Source organism: Burkholderia contaminans, assembly GCF_029633825.1.
GTDB classification, from domain to species: Bacteria; Pseudomonadota; Gammaproteobacteria; order Burkholderiales; family Burkholderiaceae; genus Burkholderia; species Burkholderia contaminans.
On the sequence record NZ_CP090640.1, the window covers coordinates 3,220,852 to 3,238,546 of the forward strand.

The window sequence follows — 17,695 nt, forward strand, 5'->3', positions numbered from 1 at the left end:
GGTTGATCTATAATCGCGGCATCACCCAAACCCGATCCCCTCCCGATGCCGAACGACACCTCCACCCCGCTGCTGACCGTGAGCGATGCGGCGTCACGGCTCGGCGTCACGCCGCGCACGCTGAAGTATTACGAAGAGCGCGGGCTCGTCACGCCGTCGCGCAGCGAAGGCCGCTACCGCCTCTACGACGAGACCGACCTCGAGCGCTTCGCGCGTATCCTGCGGCTGCGGGCGCTCGGCTTCTCGCTACACGGCATCACGGAAATGCTGAAACGCCCGCTGGAAGAAACGGGCGACGGCCGGCGCCGCTATTCGGACGCGTCGCTGCGCGACATCCGCACCGGCCTCGCCGAGCAGATCGACACACTCGACCGGCGGATCGCGGCCGTCCAGCGCGAACTGAAGGAAGCCGTCGCGCTGCGCAAGGAGCTGCAGCACGACATCGACTACGTCGATCGGCGCCTTGCCGGCGAAAACGCCGATGCGCTGATCGCGCAGCGGCAGGCCGAAGCCGGCACGCGGCGCGCACGCAAGGCGCGCGAATGAACACGATGCCCGGTCGCTCGCCGCTGTGGAGCCGCGCGAACCTGCGCGCGGACCTGTTCCCCTGGGCGCTTGCGCTCGTCACCGGCATCGACTATTTCGACAACGCGGTCTTCTCGTTCTTCGCGAGCTACATCGCAGGCGGCATCAATGCATCGCCCGACGAGCTCGTGTGGTCGTCGAGCGCCTATGCGGTCACGGCCGTGCTCGGCATCCTGCAGCAGCAATGGTGGGTCGACCGGCTCGGCCATCGCCGCTACGTCGCCGGCTGCATGCTGATGTTCTCGTTCGGCGCGATCGCGGCCGCGCTCGCCGACACGTCGCTCGAACTCGCATTTGCGCGCGGCTTTCAGGGATATTTCATCGGCCCGATGATGGGCGCGTGCCGGATCCTGATCCAGATCAGCTTCAAGCCGCAGGAACGGCCGCCCGCGACACGCGCGTTCCTGATCATGATCCTGCTCGGCAGCGCGCTCGCGCCGATCGTCGGCGGCTTGCTCGTCGCACATTCGACGTGGCGCGCGCTGTTCGCGTGCTCGGCGCCGGCCGGCATCGCGTTCGCGATCCTCGCGCTGCTCACGCTGCCCGATTCGGGCCGGACACCCGACGACGAACGCGGCTCCGGACACTTCTGGCCGTATGTCGTGTTCGCGCTCGCGCAAGGCGCGCTGCAGATCGTGCTGCAGCAGGTGCATTACCAGCTCTACAGCGGCTCGCCCATGCTGATCCTGCTGACGATCGCGGGAATCGGCGCGCTTGCGTGGTTCGCGTATCACCAGTGGAACCACCCGACGCCGCTCGTGCGCCTGCACGCGTTCCGCGAACGGACGTTCCAGGTCGGGCTGCTGCTCTACATGTTCTATTACTACGAGTCGACGGGCTTCAGTTACCTGACGTCGCGCTTTCTCGAAAGCGGGCTCGGCTATCCGGTCGAGAACGCCGGGCGGCTGGTGGGCACGATGTCGCTGATTTCGGCCACCGCGCTGTTCGCGTACCTGCGTTACGCGAAACTCGTCACCCACAAGAAGTGGTTCGTCTTGCCGGGGTTCGCGATCGCCATCACGGCCGCGCTGTGGATGACGCGGATGACGCCGCAGGTCGGCGAGGCCGCGCTGATCGTCCCGCTGCTGCTGCGCGGATTGCTGCTGCTCTTCATCGTGCTGCCGGTGGCCAACCTGACGTTCCGGATCTTCGCGATCGACGAATATACGCACGGCTACCGGCTGAAGAACATCGTCCGGCAACTGACGATCTCGTTCGCGACGTCGTCGGTGATCATCGTCGAACAGCACCGCGTGGCCGTGCATCAGACGCGGCTCGTCGAGCGCGCGAACGTGTTCGACCCGCTCTTCCAGCAGACAGTCGATGCGCTGACGCGCAGCTATGCCGCCGCCGGCCACGCGCTGAACGAGGCGCACGGACTCGCGATCGCGTCGATCGCGCGCATGGTCGCGCAACAGGCGTCGTTCCTCGCGTCGCTCGACGGCTTTTACTTCCTGGCGGGCGTGGCGCTCGTCGGCGGCCTCTTTGCGGCATGGCAAAAAGAGATCGATTGAGTTAAAAGACAGGCTTTGGATTTCCGCGAGCCGCCTTCATGCTCTCGAAACTGACCCGCTGGTTCGACGACCGCCGCCGCAACCACGCGCTGCGCAGCCACCCGATTCCCGACGCGCTGTGGCAGGACACCGTCGAGCGCCTGCCGTTTCTCGCGGCACTGCCGCCCGACGCGCTCGGCCGTCTGCGCGAACTGACGAGCCTGTTCATCGCGAAGAAATCGTTCTCGACCGCACACGGGCTCGAGTTGACCGACGCGATGATCGTCGCGATCGCCGCGCAGGCCTGCCTGCCCGTGCTGAATCTCGACCTGTCGCTGTACGACGGCTGGGTCGGCGTCGTCGTGTACCCGGGTGAATTCGTGATCCGCAAGACGGTGCAGGACGAGGACGGCGTCGTGCACGAAGTGGAGCAGGATGCGAGCGGTGAGGCCTGGGAAGGCGGCCCCGTGATCCTGTCCTGGGAAGACGCGCAGATGACGGACGGCCACGACGCATACAACGTCGTGATCCACGAGTTCGCGCACAAGATCGACATGGTCAACGGCGCGGCCGATGGCTATCCGCCCCTATTTCGGCGTTGGCACGCGCCGCACCTCGATGCGCAGGCCTGGGCCGACGTGTTCGAACACGCGTACGACCAGTTCTGCGCGCGCGTCGACGCAGTGCCGGACCGTGCGTGGGCGCGCTTCGAGCGGGATTCGCTGATCGATCCCTATGCGGCCGACCACCCGTCGGAATTCTTCGCGGTATGCAGCGAAGCGCTGTTCGTCCGGCCGAAAGCGTTCGAGTCCGAATTTCCGGAGTTGTACCGGCTGCTCGCGCGCTACTACCGGCAGGATCCGGCCGGCACCGGCGCGCTCGACGCGCCGTGAAAATTATTCGTCAACCATCTGATTTTCTGGCATAATCGCCGTTTTTCGACCTTAGGCAAGTGGCTCGCGCCGGGCTTGGCGTGGTCTGGTTTGCGCAATGTGCGCGTTCCGGTACGACAAGCGGCGGGTTGGCTACCGCTCTCACCAAGGAAAGACCATGAAAGAAGGCATCCACCCGAACTACCGCGAAGTCGTCTTCCAAGACATGTCGAACGGCTTCAAGTTCATCACGCGCTCGACGATCCAGACGCGCGAAAACATCGAACTCGATGGCAAGACCTACCCGCTCGCCAAGATCGAAGTGTCGTCGGAATCGCACTCGTTCTACACGGGTCAGCAAAAGATCATGGACACGGCAGGCCGTGTCGAGAAGTTCAAGAACAAGTTCGGCGTTCGCGCCAGCGGCAAGGCGAAGTAAGCTTCGCACTGCATCCGGTGGTTGCATTGCACCGGTACCGCACAAAAGGGCAGCCCAGGCTGCCCTTTTTTGTCTCTGCTCGCCCGGCAGGCGCCAGCCGGCGCCCGGGCATCGACCTGACGCGCAACAGCGGGCGCGTCTACAATGCCGGATGCTCGAAACCGGCTCGACCGCGCGCATCCGCGCCGGCCACCCGCCCATAACAAATCGCTCATCTGCATGAAGCCTGTCGTCCGTCTCACCGCCTCCGCCACGCGCGCGCTACCGCGCTGGCTGCTGCTCACGCTCTGCTTCGTCTACGCCGCGTTCGGCCTGTTCGGCCGCGACCCGTGGAAGAACGAGGACGCGGCGGGCTTTGGCGTGATGTGGACGATGGCCAAGGGCGGCTGGCACGACTGGCTGCTGCCGAACCTGGTCGGCAAGTTCATCACGACCGACGGGCCGCTCGGCTACTGGCTCGGCGCGCTGTCGATCCGCGGCCTCGGCCCGTGGGTCGACGCGAGCAACGCGTCGCGCGTCGATACCGGCATCCTGTTCTGCGTCGCGTGCGCATTCGTCTGGTACGCGGCCTATCTGCTCGGCCGGCGTGCCGAGGTCCAGCCGTTCAAATACGCATTCGGCGGCGAGCCCGAGCCGCGCGACTACGGCCGCACGCTCGCCGATGGCGCGCTGCTGGTGCTCGTCGCCTGCTTCGGCCTCGCGGAGCGCGGGCATGAAACGACGCCGCAGCTTGCGGAGTTCGCGTGGATCGCGATGCTCGTCTACGGGATCGTGCGCGGCATCGACAAGCCGATGCAGGGCGCGCTGTGGTGGGGCCTCGCGATGGGCCTCGTCGCGCTGTCCGGCAATCCGGTGCTGGTCGTCGCCCTGCTCGCCGGCACGGCCGTGCTGTGGCTCGTCACGCCCGAGATGCGCAACCTGCGCCTGCCGCTGGTCGGCGTACCGCTCGCGGCCGCGATCTTCGCGCTGTGGCCGCTGGCCGCGTTCGTCGCGGCACCCGACGACGCCGCATGGTTCTTCAACCAGTGGATCCACGGCAGCCTGATGCGCTTTTCGGGTCCGCCGACCGCCGTGCTCGGCTATGCGGCAAAGAACCTCCCGCTGTTCACGTGGCCCGCATGGCCGCTCGCGATCTGGGCATGGTGGAGCTGGGCCGGCATGCGCCGCCGTGCGCACGTCGCGATTCCGCTGTCGGTCGCCGTGCCGCTCGTCGCGCTCGTGATCCTGCAGAGCCAGCAGTCGAACCGCATGTACATGCTGCTGCTGCCGCCGCTCGCGGTACTCGCGACGTTCGCGCTGCCGACCCTCAAGCGCGGCGCGATCAACGCGATCGACTGGTTCGCGGTGCTGAGCTTCACGATCCTCGGCACCTTCGTGTGGCTCGTGTGGCTCGCCTCGCTCACGGGCTTTCCGCATCCGCTCGCGCGCAACCTCGCCCGCCTCGTGCCCGGCTACGAGCCGCACTTCAAGATCCTGTCGTTCATCTGCGCGGTGATCGCCACCGTGTGCTGGTGCTTCCTCGTGCGCTGGCGCATCTCGCGGCAGCCGAAAGTGCTGTGGCGCAGCGTCGTGCTGTCGGGTGCGGGCACCACGCTGATGTGGGTGCTGCTGATGACGCTGTGGCTGCCGATCGTCAACTACGGCCGGACCTATCGCGACGTCGCGCAGCAGATCGCCGTGCACCTGCCGTCCGACTACGAGTGCATCTCGCCGGTGCGGCTCGGCGACGCGCAGATCGCGACCTTCGCGTATTTCGGCAACATGCGCTTTGACTTTTCCGGCGACTGCGACGTGATCCTGCGCCAGGACCGCTCGGACTTCGGCGAGCCGAGCTCGATGTCGCAATACGTGTGGCGTCTCGTGTGGGAAGGCCGCCGCGCCGCCGACCGTGACGAGCGCTTCCGCCTGTACGAGCGCATCGAACGGCCGAAGACGCCCGTCAAGCGGCGTCCGCCGCGCCGCCAGCCGGCCGATTGACGATGTTCGGCGACATCCGCCGGATCGTCGGTCTCGCATGGCCGGTGCTCGTCGGCCAGCTTGCGATCATCGCGTTCGGCGTGATCGACACCGCGATGGTCGGGCGCTATTCGGCCGTCGATCTGGCCGCACTCGGGCTCGGCTCGTCGATCTACATTTCGATCTATATCGGCCTGACGGGCATCCTGTCGGCGCTGCAGCCGATCACCGGGCAGCTGTACGGCGCGCGCCGCTACGCCGAGATCGGCGAGGAAGTGCGCCAGGCGCTGTGGCTCGCGCTGCTGCTCGCGGTGCCCGGCTTTCTCCTGCTGCATTTTCCCGAACCGCTGCTGCGCGTCGCACACACGCCCGCCGCGCTGCACGACCGCACCGTCGACTACCTGCGCATCCTGTCGTACGGGCTGCCCGCCAGCCTCGTCTTCCGCATCTACAACGCGCTGACCAACGCGGCCGGCAAGCCGCGCCTCGCAATGATCCTGCAGATCGGCGCGCTGCTGCTCAAGTTTCCGCTGAACGTGTGGTTCATCTTCGGCGGGTTCGGCGTGCCGGCCCTCGGCGGCCCCGGCTGCGGGCTCGCGAGCACGCTGATCAACTGGGCGCTCGCGCTGATCGGCTACACGCTGCTCGCGAAGCTCGACGTGTTCGCGCCGCTCGCGATCTTCTCGCGCTTCTGCTGGCCGGTCTGGGAACGCCAGAAGGCGATCCTGAAACTCGGCGTGCCGATGGGCCTGTCGTACCTGATCGAGGTCACGTCGTATACGTGCATGGCGCTGTTCATCGCGCAGTTCGGCACGACGACGCTCGCCGGCCACCAGATCGCCGGCAACATCGGCGCGGTGCTGTACATGACGCCGCTGTCGATCGGCGTGGCGGCGTCGACGCTGGTCGCGCGCGCTCTCGGCGCCGGTCGGCCCGAGGAAGCCCGGCTGCTCGGCCGCCACAGCGTGATCTTCGCGTGCGGCATCGCCGCGACCTACGGCCTGCTCGTGTTCGTGCTGCGCCCGCTGATCATCGGCGGCTATACGCCGAACCCGGCCGTCGCCGCGGCCGCGATGCCGCTCGTCGCGATCGTCGCGTGCTACCACGTCTTCGACGCGCTGCAGGTCACGTCGGCGTTCGTGCTGCGCGCGTACAAGGTCGCGGTCGTGCCGACCGTGATCTATGCGGTCGCGCTGTGGGGCGTCGGGCTCAGCGGCGGCTACGTGCTCGGCTTCGACGTGGGCGGGATCGCGCCCGCGTGGCTGACCGGCGCGCGCGGCTTCTGGTTCGCGAACACGATCAGCCTGATGCTCGCGGGCGCCGGGCTCGTGCTGTACCTGCGCCGCGTCAGTCATGCGCATGCCGCCGCTTCCACGTCCGCCTGACGCACTGCCCGCTACGTCTCCTCCAGCACGTCGGCCGCGTGATACGACGACCGCACGAGCGGGCCGGCGACGACTTCCCTGAAACCGAGCAACAGCGCCTCGTCGCGCCACGCGGCGAACGCGTCCGGGCTGACGTAGCGCCGCACCGGCAGATGGTGCGCGGACGGCGCGAGGTACTGGCCGAGCGTCAGCACGTCGACGTCATGCGCACGCAGGTCGCGCAGCGTGTCGCGCACTTCGTCGTCGCACTCGCCGAGCCCGAGCATCAACCCCGATTTCGTCACCAGTCCCGGCCGTGCCCGCTTCGCCTGCGCGAGCAGTTCGAGCGAGCCGCGATAGTCGGCGCCCGGCCGCGCCGCGCGATACAGCGACGGCACCGTCTCGATGTTGTGGTTGAACACGTCGGGCCGGGCCGTCGACAGCGCATCGAGCGCGCGGGTCACGCGGCCGCGGAAGTCCGGTGTCAGCACTTCGACGCCGATGCCCGGCACGCTCGCGCGCACCGCCGCGATGCACGCGGCGAAATGCGCGGCGCCGCCGTCGCGCAGGTCGTCGCGGTCGACCGACGTGATCACGACGTAGCGCAGCCCGAGCGCCGCGGCCGCATCGGCCAGCCGCGCGGGCTCGTCGGCGTCGAGCGGCTCGGGACGGCCGTGGGCGACGTCGCAGAACGGGCAGCGCCGCGTGCACAGGCCGCCCATGATCATGAAGGTCGCCGTGCGCTGCGCGAAGCATTCGCCGATGTTCGGGCACATCGCCTCCTCGCAGACGGAGTGCAGCCGATGCTCGCGCAGCACGGCCGCCATGTCGGCGACCGCCGCGCTCATCATCGGCCGCGCGCGCAGCCACGGCGGCTTCGGCAACGCCACACCGGCCGCGGGCTCGACGCGCACCGGAATGCGCGCGAGCTTGTCACGGCTTCTCGCGCCCGGCTGGCCGAGCGCCGTGAGGCTGGGTCGTTCGAGCGCGGCGGCCATCGTCAGCCTCCGAGAAACGCGACGATCAGGCGGTTCACGTCGGCGGCCGCCTCCATCTGCACCATGTGCCCGCTGCCGGCGATCACCTCGGCCCGCACGCCTTCCGGCAAACCCTGCGCGTGCTGCGCCGGAATCACCTGGTCGCGCTCGCCCCAGATGACGAGCGTGCGCGGCGCAAGCGTCGCGAGCCGGTCGCGAAACACGCGCCGCTGCGCGGCGCCGTCGAACGCGGCATTCGCGATCTTCTCGAGCGCGGCCTGCACGCCTTCGAGCCGCTTGTACTTGACCAGATCCTCGACGAGCTGCCGCGTGACCAGCGCGTTGTCCGCGAACAGCGCGCCGAGGTGCGGCTTCAGTGTGTTGCGGCTGTTGCCCGCAACGAAGCCGTCGATGTAAGCGCGGTTGATGTCGGTACCGAGCCCGGCGCTCGCGATCAGCGTCAGCGATGCGATGCGTTGCGGCGCGCGCTCGGCCGCCGTCATCGCGACTGCACCGCCCATCGAATGGCCGATCAGGTGAGCTTTGTCGATGCCCTTCGCATCGAGCAGCGCGAGCACCGCGTCGGCCAGTTCGTCGAGGCTGCCCGTCTCGACCGCCTTGCCCGACTCGCCATGACCGGGCAAATCGAGCGCCCACACCGGCCGGTGCGCGGCGAGATCCGCGTGATTGAACAGCCAGTTGTTGAGATCGCCGCCAAAGCCGTGGATCAACACGGCGGGCGTGCCCGCGCCTTCACCGAGCTTCAGGAAGCGCACCGTCCGGCCGCCGATCTGCGCCTTTTCCGGCTGCGGGCCCGCGGCTTCGTCGGAGGCCGCGCTCGGCACGAAGTCACGCTGGAAATCGGCGATCGCCGCATCGATGTCGGCATCGCTCGCGTCAGCGGCGGCGACGACGCCGAGCAGCGCACCGACCGGCAGCGTCTCGCCCTCCTGCGCGACCTGCCGGCGCAGCGTGCCGTCGAACGCGCATTCGACGCCCGACGAGATCTTGTCGGTCTCGACGTCGAGCACTTCATCGCCCTTCGTCACGCGTTCGCCGAGCGACTTCAGCCAGCCGTTGACCTGCCCCTGCTCCATCGACAGCCCCCACTTGGGCATCGTGATCATGTGAATCGACATCGTGTCAGCTCCTCGTCTTCAGGACCGCCTGCGCAATCGCATCGGCGGACGGGATATACAGGTCTTCCAGCACGCTCGCGAACGGCGCGGGCGTATGCGGCGCGGTCACGAGTTCGATCGGCGCCTTCAATGCATGGAACGCGCGCTGCGCGACGAGTGCGGCGATGTCGGTCGCGATCGAGCAGCGCGGGTTCGCTTCATCGACGACCACCACGCGCCCGGTGCGCTCCGCGCTTTCGAGGATCGTGTCCTCGTCGAGCGGCGACGTCGTGCGCAGGTCGATCACGTCGACCTGGATGCCGTCCTTCGCGAGCTTCGCGGCCGCGTCCATCGCGAGATGCACCATCCGGCCGTACGTGACGATCGTCGCGTCGTCGCCGTCGCGCATCACGCTCGCTTCGCCGAACGGAATCGCATAGGACTCCTCCGGCACATCGCCTTCGCGGGTATAGAGCAGCTTGTGTTCGAGGAAGATCACGGGATCGTTGTCGCGGATCGCCTGGATCAGCAGCCCCTTCGCGTCGTACGGCGTCGACGGGCACACGACCTTCAGCCCCGGAATGTGCGTGAACAGCGACGTGAGCATCTGCGAATGCTGCGCGGCCGCGCGAAGGCCTGCACCGTACATCGCGCGGATCACGACCGGCGTCACGGCCTTGCCGCCGAACATGTAGCGGAACTTGGCGGCCTGGTTGAAGATCTGGTCGAAGCACACGCCCATGAAATCGATGAACATCAGCTCCGCGACGGGCCGCATCCCGCACGCGGCAGCGCCGACCGCCGCGCCGATGTAGCCGCCTTCGGACAGCGGCGTATCGAGCACGCGGCCCGGAAACTTGTGGAACAGGCCCTTCGTCACGCCGAGCACGCCGCCCCACGCGTCGTCCTCGCCCGGCGCGCCCGCGCCGCCTGCATTGTCCTCGCCCATCACGATCACGCTGTCGTCGCGCGCCATTTCCTGCGCGAGCGCTTCGTTGATCGCCTGCGAATAAGTGATCTTCCTTGCCATGTCTGTCTCCTGGAATGTTCGGTTCGCCGTGTCGGCCGCAGTGTCAGGCGGCGCTCACGGGTACGACACGTAGACGTCGGTCAGCAGGTCGGCCGCGTCGGGTACCGGCGCGGCCTTGGCCTGCGCGACCGCATCGTCGATCAGCGCCTTCACCTGGGCATCGACCGCGCGCAGGTCGGCGGTCGTCAGCGCTTCGGCCCGCACGACGCGCGTTTCGAAATGCTTCAGGCAGTCCTTCTCGTCGCGCAGCTTCTGCACTTCGCCGGGTGCGCGATAGGTTTGCGCATCGCCTTCGAAGTGGCCGAAATAGCGCGTGAACTTCACCTCGACGAGCGTCGGCCCGCCACCGTTGCGCGCACGCTCGACGGCCTCGCCGAGCGCTTCGTGCACCGCGAAGAAGTCGAAGCCGTCGACGATCACGCCCGGCATCCCGAACCCGTTCGCGCGATCGGCGATGTTGTCGGTCGCGACCGACCAGCTCGACGACGTCGCTTCCGCATAGCCGTTGTTCTCGGCCACGAAGATCGCGGGCAGCCGCCACACCGACGCGAGGTTCATCGATTCGAAGATCACGCCCTGGTTCGATGCGCCGTCGCCGAAGAAGCACACGCCGACGCCGCCGGTCTTCCTGTGCTTCGCCGCGAGCGCCGCACCGCAGACGAGCGGGCCGCCCGCGCCGACGATCCCGTTTGCGCCGAGCATCCCCATCGCCAGGTCGGCGATGTGCATCGAGCCGCCCTTGCCGTGGCAGACGCCCGTCTTCTTGCCGTAGATCTCGGCCATCATCCCGTGCACGTCGACGCCCTTCGCGATGCAATGGCCGTGGCCGCGGTGCGTGGTCGCGACGTAGTCGTCGAGGCCGAGGTGCAGTATCGTGCCGACCGCGGACGCCTCCTCGCCCGCATACAGGTGAACGAAGCCGGGAATCTCGCCGGTCGCGAATTCGACGTGCAGGCGCTCCTCGAATTCGCGGATCGTGCGCATCAGCCGGTAGGCGTCCAGCAGCGTGTCCCTGCTGAGCTGTGTCGAAGCGGTCATGTGTGTCTCCTGAGTAGGTCTGACTGCGAATGCCGCCGCGGCCGGGCCGTGGCGACGGATTTCACGGCCCGCGGCCGTCAGTGGAACGTGAAGCCGCCGTCGACGTTCACGGCCTGGCCCGTCACGTTGTCCATCGTCGCGAAGAACAGCGCGAGCCGGCCCATGTCTTCCGGCGTCTGCGCGCGGCCCTGCGGAATCAGCGTCAACTGGTGCCGCTGCCACGACGCCTCGACCGATTCGCCGTCGGTCTTCCATTCGTCGGACAGCCGGTCCCACATGTAGGTCCGCACGATGCCGGGGCAGATCGCGTTGACAGTCACGCCGTCGCGCGCGACCTCCTTCGCGAGCGCGTTCGTGAAGCCGACGACCGCGAATTTCGACGCGCTGTAGTGCGCGAGATTCGGAAAGCCTTCCTTGCCGGCGATCGACGCGACGTTGATGATCCGGCCGCGGCCCTGCGCCTTCAGCGGCGCGAGCGCCGCGCGGCAGCCGAGGAACGTGCCCTTCGCGTTCACGTCCATCACGAAATCCCAGTCGCGCTCGGTCAGTTCGCCAACCGGATGAATGCTGATCACGCCCGCGCAGTTCACGAGGATGTCGAGCCGGCCGAGGTCGGTGAGCGCCTGCGCAACCATCGCATCGACCTGCGCGGCCTGCGTGACGTCGATCTTCGCAACCGCCGCCCGGCGGCCGAGCGCGCGTACCTCGCGCGCGGTGGCGTCGAGTGCGTCGTCGAGCAGGTCGGCCAGCAGGATGTCGGCGCCCGCGCCGGCAAGCGTCAGGGCAATGCCGCGGCCGATGCCGCGCGCGCCGCCCGTGACGATGGCGACCTGTCCTTCGAGTGGGGCTGTCATGGCGATGTCTCCTTGTCGATCGTTGTGGATGCCGAAATGTCACGCGGTAAAGCGGGGCGTCAATAGCGCCAGTCGCCTGCATCGCGCAGCAGCTGGCGTGACGACGCATAGCGCAGCGTGCGGCCGACGTCGACCGTCAGCGGCCCGCGCCAGTCGAGCGAGATCTCGTAGCGATCGCCGCGCGCGACCTCGATCTCGCGCTCGCCGTCGAACGCGAGCGTGCCGTGCTCGAACGGAATCGTCTGCCACGCACCCGGCTCGAGCCGCTCGCAACTGCGCATCACGACGCGATCGACGCGGCCCGGCGCGATCGGCGCGACGAGCGGCGTGCCGGCCGTCTCGCCTTCGGCCGCGAAGCGCATCGCGAGCCCGTGCGGCGCACTGCGTTCGAGCGGCGCCCACGCGCCGCCGAGCGCGGACAGGCCGATCCCGTCCGGCTCCGCAAACGTCAGGTAGAGCGAATCGATGTCGTCGGACCCCGAGATCGCGCGGGCGCCGATGAAGCGCTGCCGCGCGGCGCACACGTCGACGAGCGCAATCTCCTCGCGCCCCGGCTGCGCGCCCGCCACGCAGCGCACGACGAGCCGCTTGTTGCGCGTGAACGCGACTTCGGCCGGCACGGCGCCGGTCGCGGCGAGGCCTGCCGCGACGCCGGCGACGGTGGCTTCACGATGTTCGGGAAATGCGTTGTTGGTGCCGGTGGACAGCGCGACGAGCGGCGTCGCGCCGCAGTGCGCGGCAACCGCGCGATGGGTGCCGTCGCCACCGAGCACGACGATCAGCGCGACTTCCATCCGGTGCAGGTACGCGGCGCCGGCCTGGGTATCGGCGACGGTGTCGGTGATCGGCAGGTCGACGAATTCGACCTGGGGCCAGCGCTCGTGCGGCGCGACCGCACGGTGCGTGTCGAGCGCACGCAGCAGCAGCGTCGCGATGCCCGTCCGGTCGCGCAGCGTCAGCACGCGCTCGACGCCCATCGCACCGAGGCCGGCCAGCAGGCGCACGACCATGTTCGCCTTCTCCGCCGTCGGAAACACGGAGGCATGCGTCGTGAGGCGCCGGATATCGCGCCCCGATGCGGGGTTCGCGATCACGCCGACGGTAACGGGCATCGTCACGGGTTCGTCTCCATCCAGTTGGCCGGCCGCGGCACGTTGGCGTGCCGAGGCCCTGCCTGTCTCGTCCGCTGCCATCGCCGGGCGGCGGATCGTCGTCGACGCAACCGCGCCGACTTGCCCGTGATCTCTGCAAGCGGCGTGCCACCATGCCTGCGAGGAACGTGAAACCCTCGTGAATGCTGACGCGGCGGGGATGCCGGTGTTTCGGATTCGTCGCCGGAAGGGCGAAGCGCGCGGCCGTTCGGCCCGCTCGTCTCACGGCGTCGATACGACGAAACGGCCGCCGTGACGCCGGTGCAAGCGCACCGCCCTGCCTGCAAACCCCGCCCTGTCGCGGCGCCGCGCACGCCGCGTCATGCCGGACGATCTCCACCTGTCGCCCATGCACGCGTCTCAACGACACGAGACAGCCAGCGATACCGTGAGACGAACGTCTCAGGGCCGCCGCGTGCTGCGATGCAGTGTGATCCGTCGAACGGGATGTGCTACAAGAACATCGCATCCCCGCCGTACGGAACCGGAGCCGACCATGCCCTACGCCGTCCCCCAGGCCCAGCACGCCGACCGAGTGCTGGGCGCGCTCGCCGGACGCCTGCCCGCGCCGGCCGACTCCACGCGCCTCGTGTCCTCGTGGCAGCGGTCCCTCGAGCGTTACAGGCTCGACCCCGCTTCATCGATCGGCCCGCGCGTGCTGACCGCGGCCGAACTCCGCGAAGTACGCGACAAGGAGGAGGCCTTCCTGCGCGCGTCGGGCCAGTGCCTGACGCGGCTGCACGACATGATCCGCGTCGCGGACTACTGCGTGATGCTGACCGACGCGCACGGCGTGACGATCGACTACCGGATCGACCGCGAGCGCCGCAACGACTTCCGCCATGCGGGGCTGCACATCGGCTCGTGCTGGTCGGAAAGCGAGGAAGGCACCTGTGGCGTCGCGAACGTACTGACCGATCTCGCGCCGATCACCGTGCACAAGACCGATCACTTTCGTGCGGCCTTCACGACGCTCACCTGCAGCGCGGCACCGATCTTCTCGCCGGCTGGCGAGCTGATCGGCGTGCTCGACGCGTCGGCCGTTCATTCACCCGACGGCCGCGACAGCCAGCGTCTCGTCTATCAACTCGTGCGGCAGAGCGCGGCGCTGATCGAGGACGGCTATTTCGTGCACAGCACCGCGCAGCACTGGATCCTGTTTGGTCATCCGAATCGTCACTACGTCGAAGCGCAACCCGAGTGGCTGATCGCGTTCGACGAATGCGGCAACATCGTCGCGGCAAACCGGCAGGCGCGCGACGCACTGCCGGCACTGCGCGAACCGCGCCATATCGACGAGATCTTCGATGCGACCGAAATGCCGCTGCGCGATGCCGCGCGGCTCGATGCGATCGTCGCGCTGCGGCTGCGCGCGACCGGCGCGCCGCTCTATGCGCGGCTGCGTGCGCCGCTACGGCGGACCGGCCGCGAGCCCGGAACGGCCTCGCGCCGCCCGGGAAGCGCGCAACGCCACGTCGGCGCGCTGACGCCGTTTCTGCAAAGCAGCGATGCGCATATCGCGCAGCAGGCCGAGCTCGCGCTGCGTGTCGCAAGCAAGCGGCTGCCGATTCTCGTGCTCGGCGAAACCGGTGCGGGGAAGGAAGTATTCGCGCGCGCGATCCACGATGCCGGCGCGCGGCGTACGCGGCCGTTCGTCGCGGTCAACTGCGGCGCGCTGCCGGAAGCGCTGATCGAGAGCGAACTGTTCGGCTATGCGGCCGGCGCGTTCACCGGCGCACGCAAGCACGGCGCGCGCGGCAAGATCGCGCTCGCCGACGGCGGCACGCTGTTCCTCGATGAAATCGGCGACATGCCGCTCGCGCTGCAGACGCGCCTGTTGCGCGTGCTCGCCGATGGCGAAGTCGTGCCGCTCGGCAGCGATACACCCGTACGCGTCGATCTCGACGTGATCTGCGCGACGCACCGCGATCTCGCGCGCATGGTGGCCGACGGCACGTTCCGCGAGGATCTGTACTACCGGCTGAGCGGCGCGACGTTCGAACTGCCGCCGCTGCGCGAGCGTGCCGACGTGCGCGACGTGATCGCCGCCGTATTCGCCGAGGAAGCGCAGGCCACGGGCCACGTGCTGACGCTCGATGCGACGCTCGCCGAACAGCTCGCCGCGTATCCGTGGCCCGGCAACGTGCGGCAATTGCGCAACGTGCTGCGCTATGCGTGCGCGGTGTGCGACGCTGCGCGCGTGACGCGGCGAGATCTACCGGCCGATATCGCCACGCAGCTTGGCGGCACGTCTCCCGGCACGCTGCCCGACGACGAACGCAGTCGCATCGTCGCGGCGCTCACCGCGCATCGCTGGCGGCCCGACGCGGCCGCGCAGGCGCTCGGCATCTCGCGCGCGACGCTGTACCGGCGCATCGCGAAGCACCGGATCGTCGCGCCGCACCGCGCGTGACGCGCCGGCGCGCGCTTCGTCATGCGGGCTGTACGGCTGCTTCGTTCGCATCTGCCGCGTTGCCGGCCGCCTCATCGCGCCGCGTGAACACTTCGTGCGCGGCGAACAGCGCGTTGAGCGCGGCCGGAAAACCCGCGTAGACGGCCATCTGCATGAACACCTCGACGATCTCGTCGCGCGTGCAGCCGACATTCAACGCAGCCTCGATATGCACTTTGAGTTGCGGCTGCGCATTGCCGAGCGCGGCCAGCGCCGCGATCGTCGCGATCTCGCGCGCTTTCAGGTCGAGCTGCGGCCGGCTGTAGATGTCGCCGAAACCGAACTCGACCAGGAGCCGCCCGAAATCCGGTGCGATCGGCGCGAGCGCCGCGATCACGCGCTCGCCCACTTCGCCGTCGATTTCCTTCAGTTTGTTCCAGCCGCGCGTGTAGCGGTCTTCAACGAGTCGTTCCATTGTGTCCGTCCTGTTCCGATAGAGAGTGAGAAGGTCTTGCCCGTCGAGCCATATCCCGCTCCTGTGCCTCATAGTTCACGATCTTGTCGCTGATCACATCGAGGCTCGCCTGCAGCTCCGCGATATGCGCGCGCACTGCGTCGTGATGCGCGACCAGCAGGCTACGCCGCGCACCGAAGGTCGACTCGCCTTGCGCGCGCAGCGCCGCGAACGCCTGCATCTGCGCGATCGGCATGCCGGTCGCCTTCAGGCGCATCACGAAGGCCAGCCAGTCAAGGTCGGCCGGTGCATAGAGCCGGTGTCCGGCCGCCGTGCGCGAAATCGCACGCAGCAGGCCGGCCTGCTCGTAGTACCGCAGCGTATGCGTCGACAGGCCGGTCATTTCGGCGACCTGGCCGATCGTCAGCGGGCCGGCGGAGGCGGAGGAAGGTTGGGTCACGGTTTTCGACATGGCAGGAACAAGGTTAGGAGTTAGAGTTCACTCTAAGTCAAGCCCTGTCGAACAGCCAGTGCGGCGATCGTCAGCGACACCCGGAGACGCCCCGGCGACACCGTAAAGAATGGTCAAAACCGTCATCCGGCGAAGGTTTCGGTCTTTACAGCGTCGCAAGCCTTCAGCAAGATTCGGTCAGCCTGTCTTAAAAAGGGCACGCATTTGTCCTATGCTTAACGGCGACGCCCGGCCGGGCGTCGCCCGCCGTCCGTTGCAACAGCCATTCATCCGTCAGAACCAGGGAGCCTTTGCCATGCTGAAAAAGCTGCTGATGCTGTTCGTCGCGCTATCGCTGTCGCTCGCCGCAGGGCTTGCCGCAGCCGTCGAAGTCAACACGGCTGACCAGGCCGCGCTCGAATCCGTGAAGGGTCTCGGGCCCGTGAAGTCGAAGGCGATCATCGACGAACGTACCAAGAACGGCCCGTTCAAGGACGCGGACGATCTCGCGAATCGCGTCAAGGGCCTCGGCACGAAATCGGTCGGGCATCTCGAGGAAAACGGCCTGACGATCGGCGGCTCGTCGACGCCACCGAAGGGCGTGAAGCTGTCGAAGCCGGCCGCGACGACCTCGGCAACGACCTCGGCAACGACGTCGGCCGGCACCGCGTCGACGTCCACGACCGCGACGGCCGGCACGACGGCCACCGCACCGGCACCGGCGGCAAGCGCGCCGGATGCGGCGGCGAAGCCGGCCAAGGCCAAGCGCACGACGAAGAAGGAAAAAGCGGCCGCAGCGGCGGCGGCATCCGCCGATGCGGGTGCGAGCGCACCGGCCGCGGCCTCGTCGGCAAAAGCGACGAAGGGTTCGAAGAAGAAAAGCAAGAAGGACAAGGCAGCCTCCGCCGCCGCGGCGTCAGGCGCCTGATGTGCGCCGCGCGCGCGACGGCGTGCGCGCGGCATTCGTTCAACGGGCGCCCACGACGTGGCGCCCTTATTATCGGTAAAGGTGAAGAACCATGGGTCTCCTCGACATCGTTGGCGGTCTGCTCGGCGGCCAGGCCGGCGGCAACTCGCAAAGCGCGCTGATCACGACCGCGCTCGAATTCATCAACAACCAGCCGGGCGGCCTGAATGGCCTGATCGAGAAGTTCAAGGCCGGCGGCGCCGGCGACATCATCGGCTCGTGGGTCGGCACCGGCCAGAACCAGCCGATCTCGCCGGACACCCTGCAGAACGTGCTGGGCTCGGATGCGATCGGTGCGCTTGCGAGCAAGTTCGGTGTCGATCCGTCGACGGCCTCGACCGTCCTCGCGCAAGTGCTGCCGCACGTCGTCAACCACGCGACGCCGGACGGCGCGGTGCCGGCCGATGGCCAGGCACAGGTCGACCCGTCGAACGTGCTCGGCTCGTTGTCGCAGATCGCCGGCATGTTCGGCGGCAACAAGCAGGGCTGACGCGCTGCGTCGTTGCGACGCTCCATAAGCAAACACCCCGCCGAGGCGGGGTGTTTGTTTTTGC

General features: G+C 68.2%; 17 protein-coding genes. 9 read left to right on the plus strand and 8 right to left on the minus strand.

The genetic code is table 11. From position 1 onward, the window contains the following. Positions 1-45: 45 nt before the first annotated feature. The 6 genes from LXE91_RS15000 (at position 46) to LXE91_RS15025 (ending at position 6,730) form a co-directional block, all read left to right on the plus strand. On the plus strand, positions 46-546 hold the full coding sequence (locus LXE91_RS15000; protein ID WP_039360302.1) for a MerR family transcriptional regulator: 501 nt from the start codon (positions 46-48) through the stop codon (positions 544-546). Further along, positions 543-2,099, plus strand: coding sequence for an MFS transporter (locus LXE91_RS15005; RefSeq protein WP_039360305.1), 1,557 nt, complete (start codon positions 543-545; stop codon positions 2,097-2,099). The genes LXE91_RS15000 and LXE91_RS15005 overlap by 4 nt, the downstream gene beginning before the upstream one ends. 38 nt (positions 2,100-2,137) lie before the next feature. Next, positions 2,138-2,971: a M90 family metallopeptidase gene (locus LXE91_RS15010; protein ID WP_039360307.1), complete on the plus strand. Its 834-nt coding sequence runs from the start codon at positions 2,138-2,140 to the stop codon at positions 2,969-2,971. A gap of 157 nt (positions 2,972-3,128) precedes the next feature. Continuing rightward, entirely contained in the window at positions 3,129-3,389 is a 261-nt protein-coding gene (locus LXE91_RS15015) for a type B 50S ribosomal protein L31 (protein WP_006753671.1), read from the plus strand. A gap of 144 nt (positions 3,390-3,533) precedes the next feature. Then, positions 3,534-5,366 (plus strand): ArnT family glycosyltransferase, encoded by a 1,833-nt coding sequence (locus LXE91_RS15020; RefSeq protein WP_095146041.1) that lies wholly within the window; start codon positions 3,534-3,536, stop codon positions 5,364-5,366. Between the two features lie 2 nt (positions 5,367-5,368). After that, the gene (locus LXE91_RS15025; protein WP_046197067.1) at positions 5,369-6,730 is read left to right on the plus strand and encodes an MATE family efflux transporter; all 1,362 of its coding nucleotides are present in this window, start codon (positions 5,369-5,371) and stop codon (positions 6,728-6,730) included. 11 nt (positions 6,731-6,741) lie between these two features. Here LXE91_RS15025 and lipA read toward each other — a convergent pair whose 3' ends face one another. The 6 genes from lipA to LXE91_RS15055 form a co-directional block, all read right to left on the minus strand. Beyond that, on the minus strand, positions 6,742-7,707 hold the full coding sequence (lipA, locus tag LXE91_RS15030; RefSeq protein ID WP_278068096.1) for a lipoyl synthase: 966 nt from the start codon (positions 7,705-7,707) through the stop codon (positions 6,742-6,744). A gap of 2 nt (positions 7,708-7,709) precedes the next feature. Beyond that, a complete protein-coding gene (locus tag LXE91_RS15035) occupies positions 7,710-8,825 on the minus strand; it encodes an acetoin dehydrogenase dihydrolipoyllysine-residue acetyltransferase subunit (RefSeq protein ID WP_039366912.1) in 1,116 nt (371 codons plus the stop codon). A 4-nt stretch (positions 8,826-8,829) separates the two neighbouring features. Beyond that, positions 8,830-9,834: an alpha-ketoacid dehydrogenase subunit beta gene (locus LXE91_RS15040; RefSeq protein WP_039366915.1), complete on the minus strand. Its 1,005-nt coding sequence runs from the start codon at positions 9,832-9,834 to the stop codon at positions 8,830-8,832. Between the two features lie 54 nt (positions 9,835-9,888). Beyond that, a complete protein-coding gene (locus tag LXE91_RS15045) occupies positions 9,889-10,872 on the minus strand; it encodes a thiamine pyrophosphate-dependent dehydrogenase E1 component subunit alpha (RefSeq protein WP_039366918.1) in 984 nt (327 codons plus the stop codon). Positions 10,873-10,949: 77 nt separating this feature from the next. Next, positions 10,950-11,726 carry an SDR family NAD(P)-dependent oxidoreductase gene (locus tag LXE91_RS15050; RefSeq protein ID WP_039366922.1) on the minus strand — a complete coding sequence of 259 codons (777 nt, stop codon included), beginning with the start codon at positions 11,724-11,726 and terminating at the stop codon, positions 10,950-10,952. A 59-nt stretch (positions 11,727-11,785) separates the two neighbouring features. Further along, on the minus strand, positions 11,786-12,844 hold the full coding sequence (locus LXE91_RS15055; protein WP_039366925.1) for an ATP-NAD kinase family protein: 1,059 nt from the start codon (positions 12,842-12,844) through the stop codon (positions 11,786-11,788). 529 nt (positions 12,845-13,373) lie between these two features. On the opposite strand from LXE91_RS15055, the gene LXE91_RS15060 reads away from it, so the two are divergent. Next, positions 13,374-15,290, plus strand: coding sequence for a sigma-54-dependent Fis family transcriptional regulator (locus tag LXE91_RS15060; protein WP_039366928.1), 1,917 nt, complete (start codon positions 13,374-13,376; stop codon positions 15,288-15,290). Positions 15,291-15,309: 19 nt separating this feature from the next. On the opposite strand, the gene LXE91_RS15065 is transcribed toward LXE91_RS15060, so the two are convergent. Next, positions 15,310-15,744 carry a carboxymuconolactone decarboxylase family protein gene (locus tag LXE91_RS15065; RefSeq protein WP_039366930.1) on the minus strand — a complete coding sequence of 145 codons (435 nt, stop codon included), beginning with the start codon at positions 15,742-15,744 and terminating at the stop codon, positions 15,310-15,312. Further along, positions 15,728-16,195, minus strand: a complete 468-nt coding sequence (locus tag LXE91_RS15070) for a MerR family transcriptional regulator (protein WP_039366933.1) — start codon at positions 16,193-16,195, stop codon at positions 15,728-15,730. Before LXE91_RS15070 ends, LXE91_RS15065 begins: the two co-directional genes overlap by 17 nt. 295 nt (positions 16,196-16,490) lie before the next feature. On the opposite strand from LXE91_RS15070, the gene LXE91_RS15075 reads away from it, so the two are divergent. Both LXE91_RS15075 and LXE91_RS15080 read left to right on the plus strand, forming a co-directional pair. Beyond that, complete coding sequence (locus LXE91_RS15075; RefSeq protein WP_039366936.1) at positions 16,491-17,102, plus strand: ComEA family DNA-binding protein; 612 nt, start codon at positions 16,491-16,493, stop codon at positions 17,100-17,102. Between the two features lie 91 nt (positions 17,103-17,193). Then, positions 17,194-17,631, plus strand: a complete 438-nt coding sequence (locus tag LXE91_RS15080) for a YidB family protein (protein WP_039366939.1) — start codon at positions 17,194-17,196, stop codon at positions 17,629-17,631. Positions 17,632-17,695: the final 64 nt, after the last annotated feature.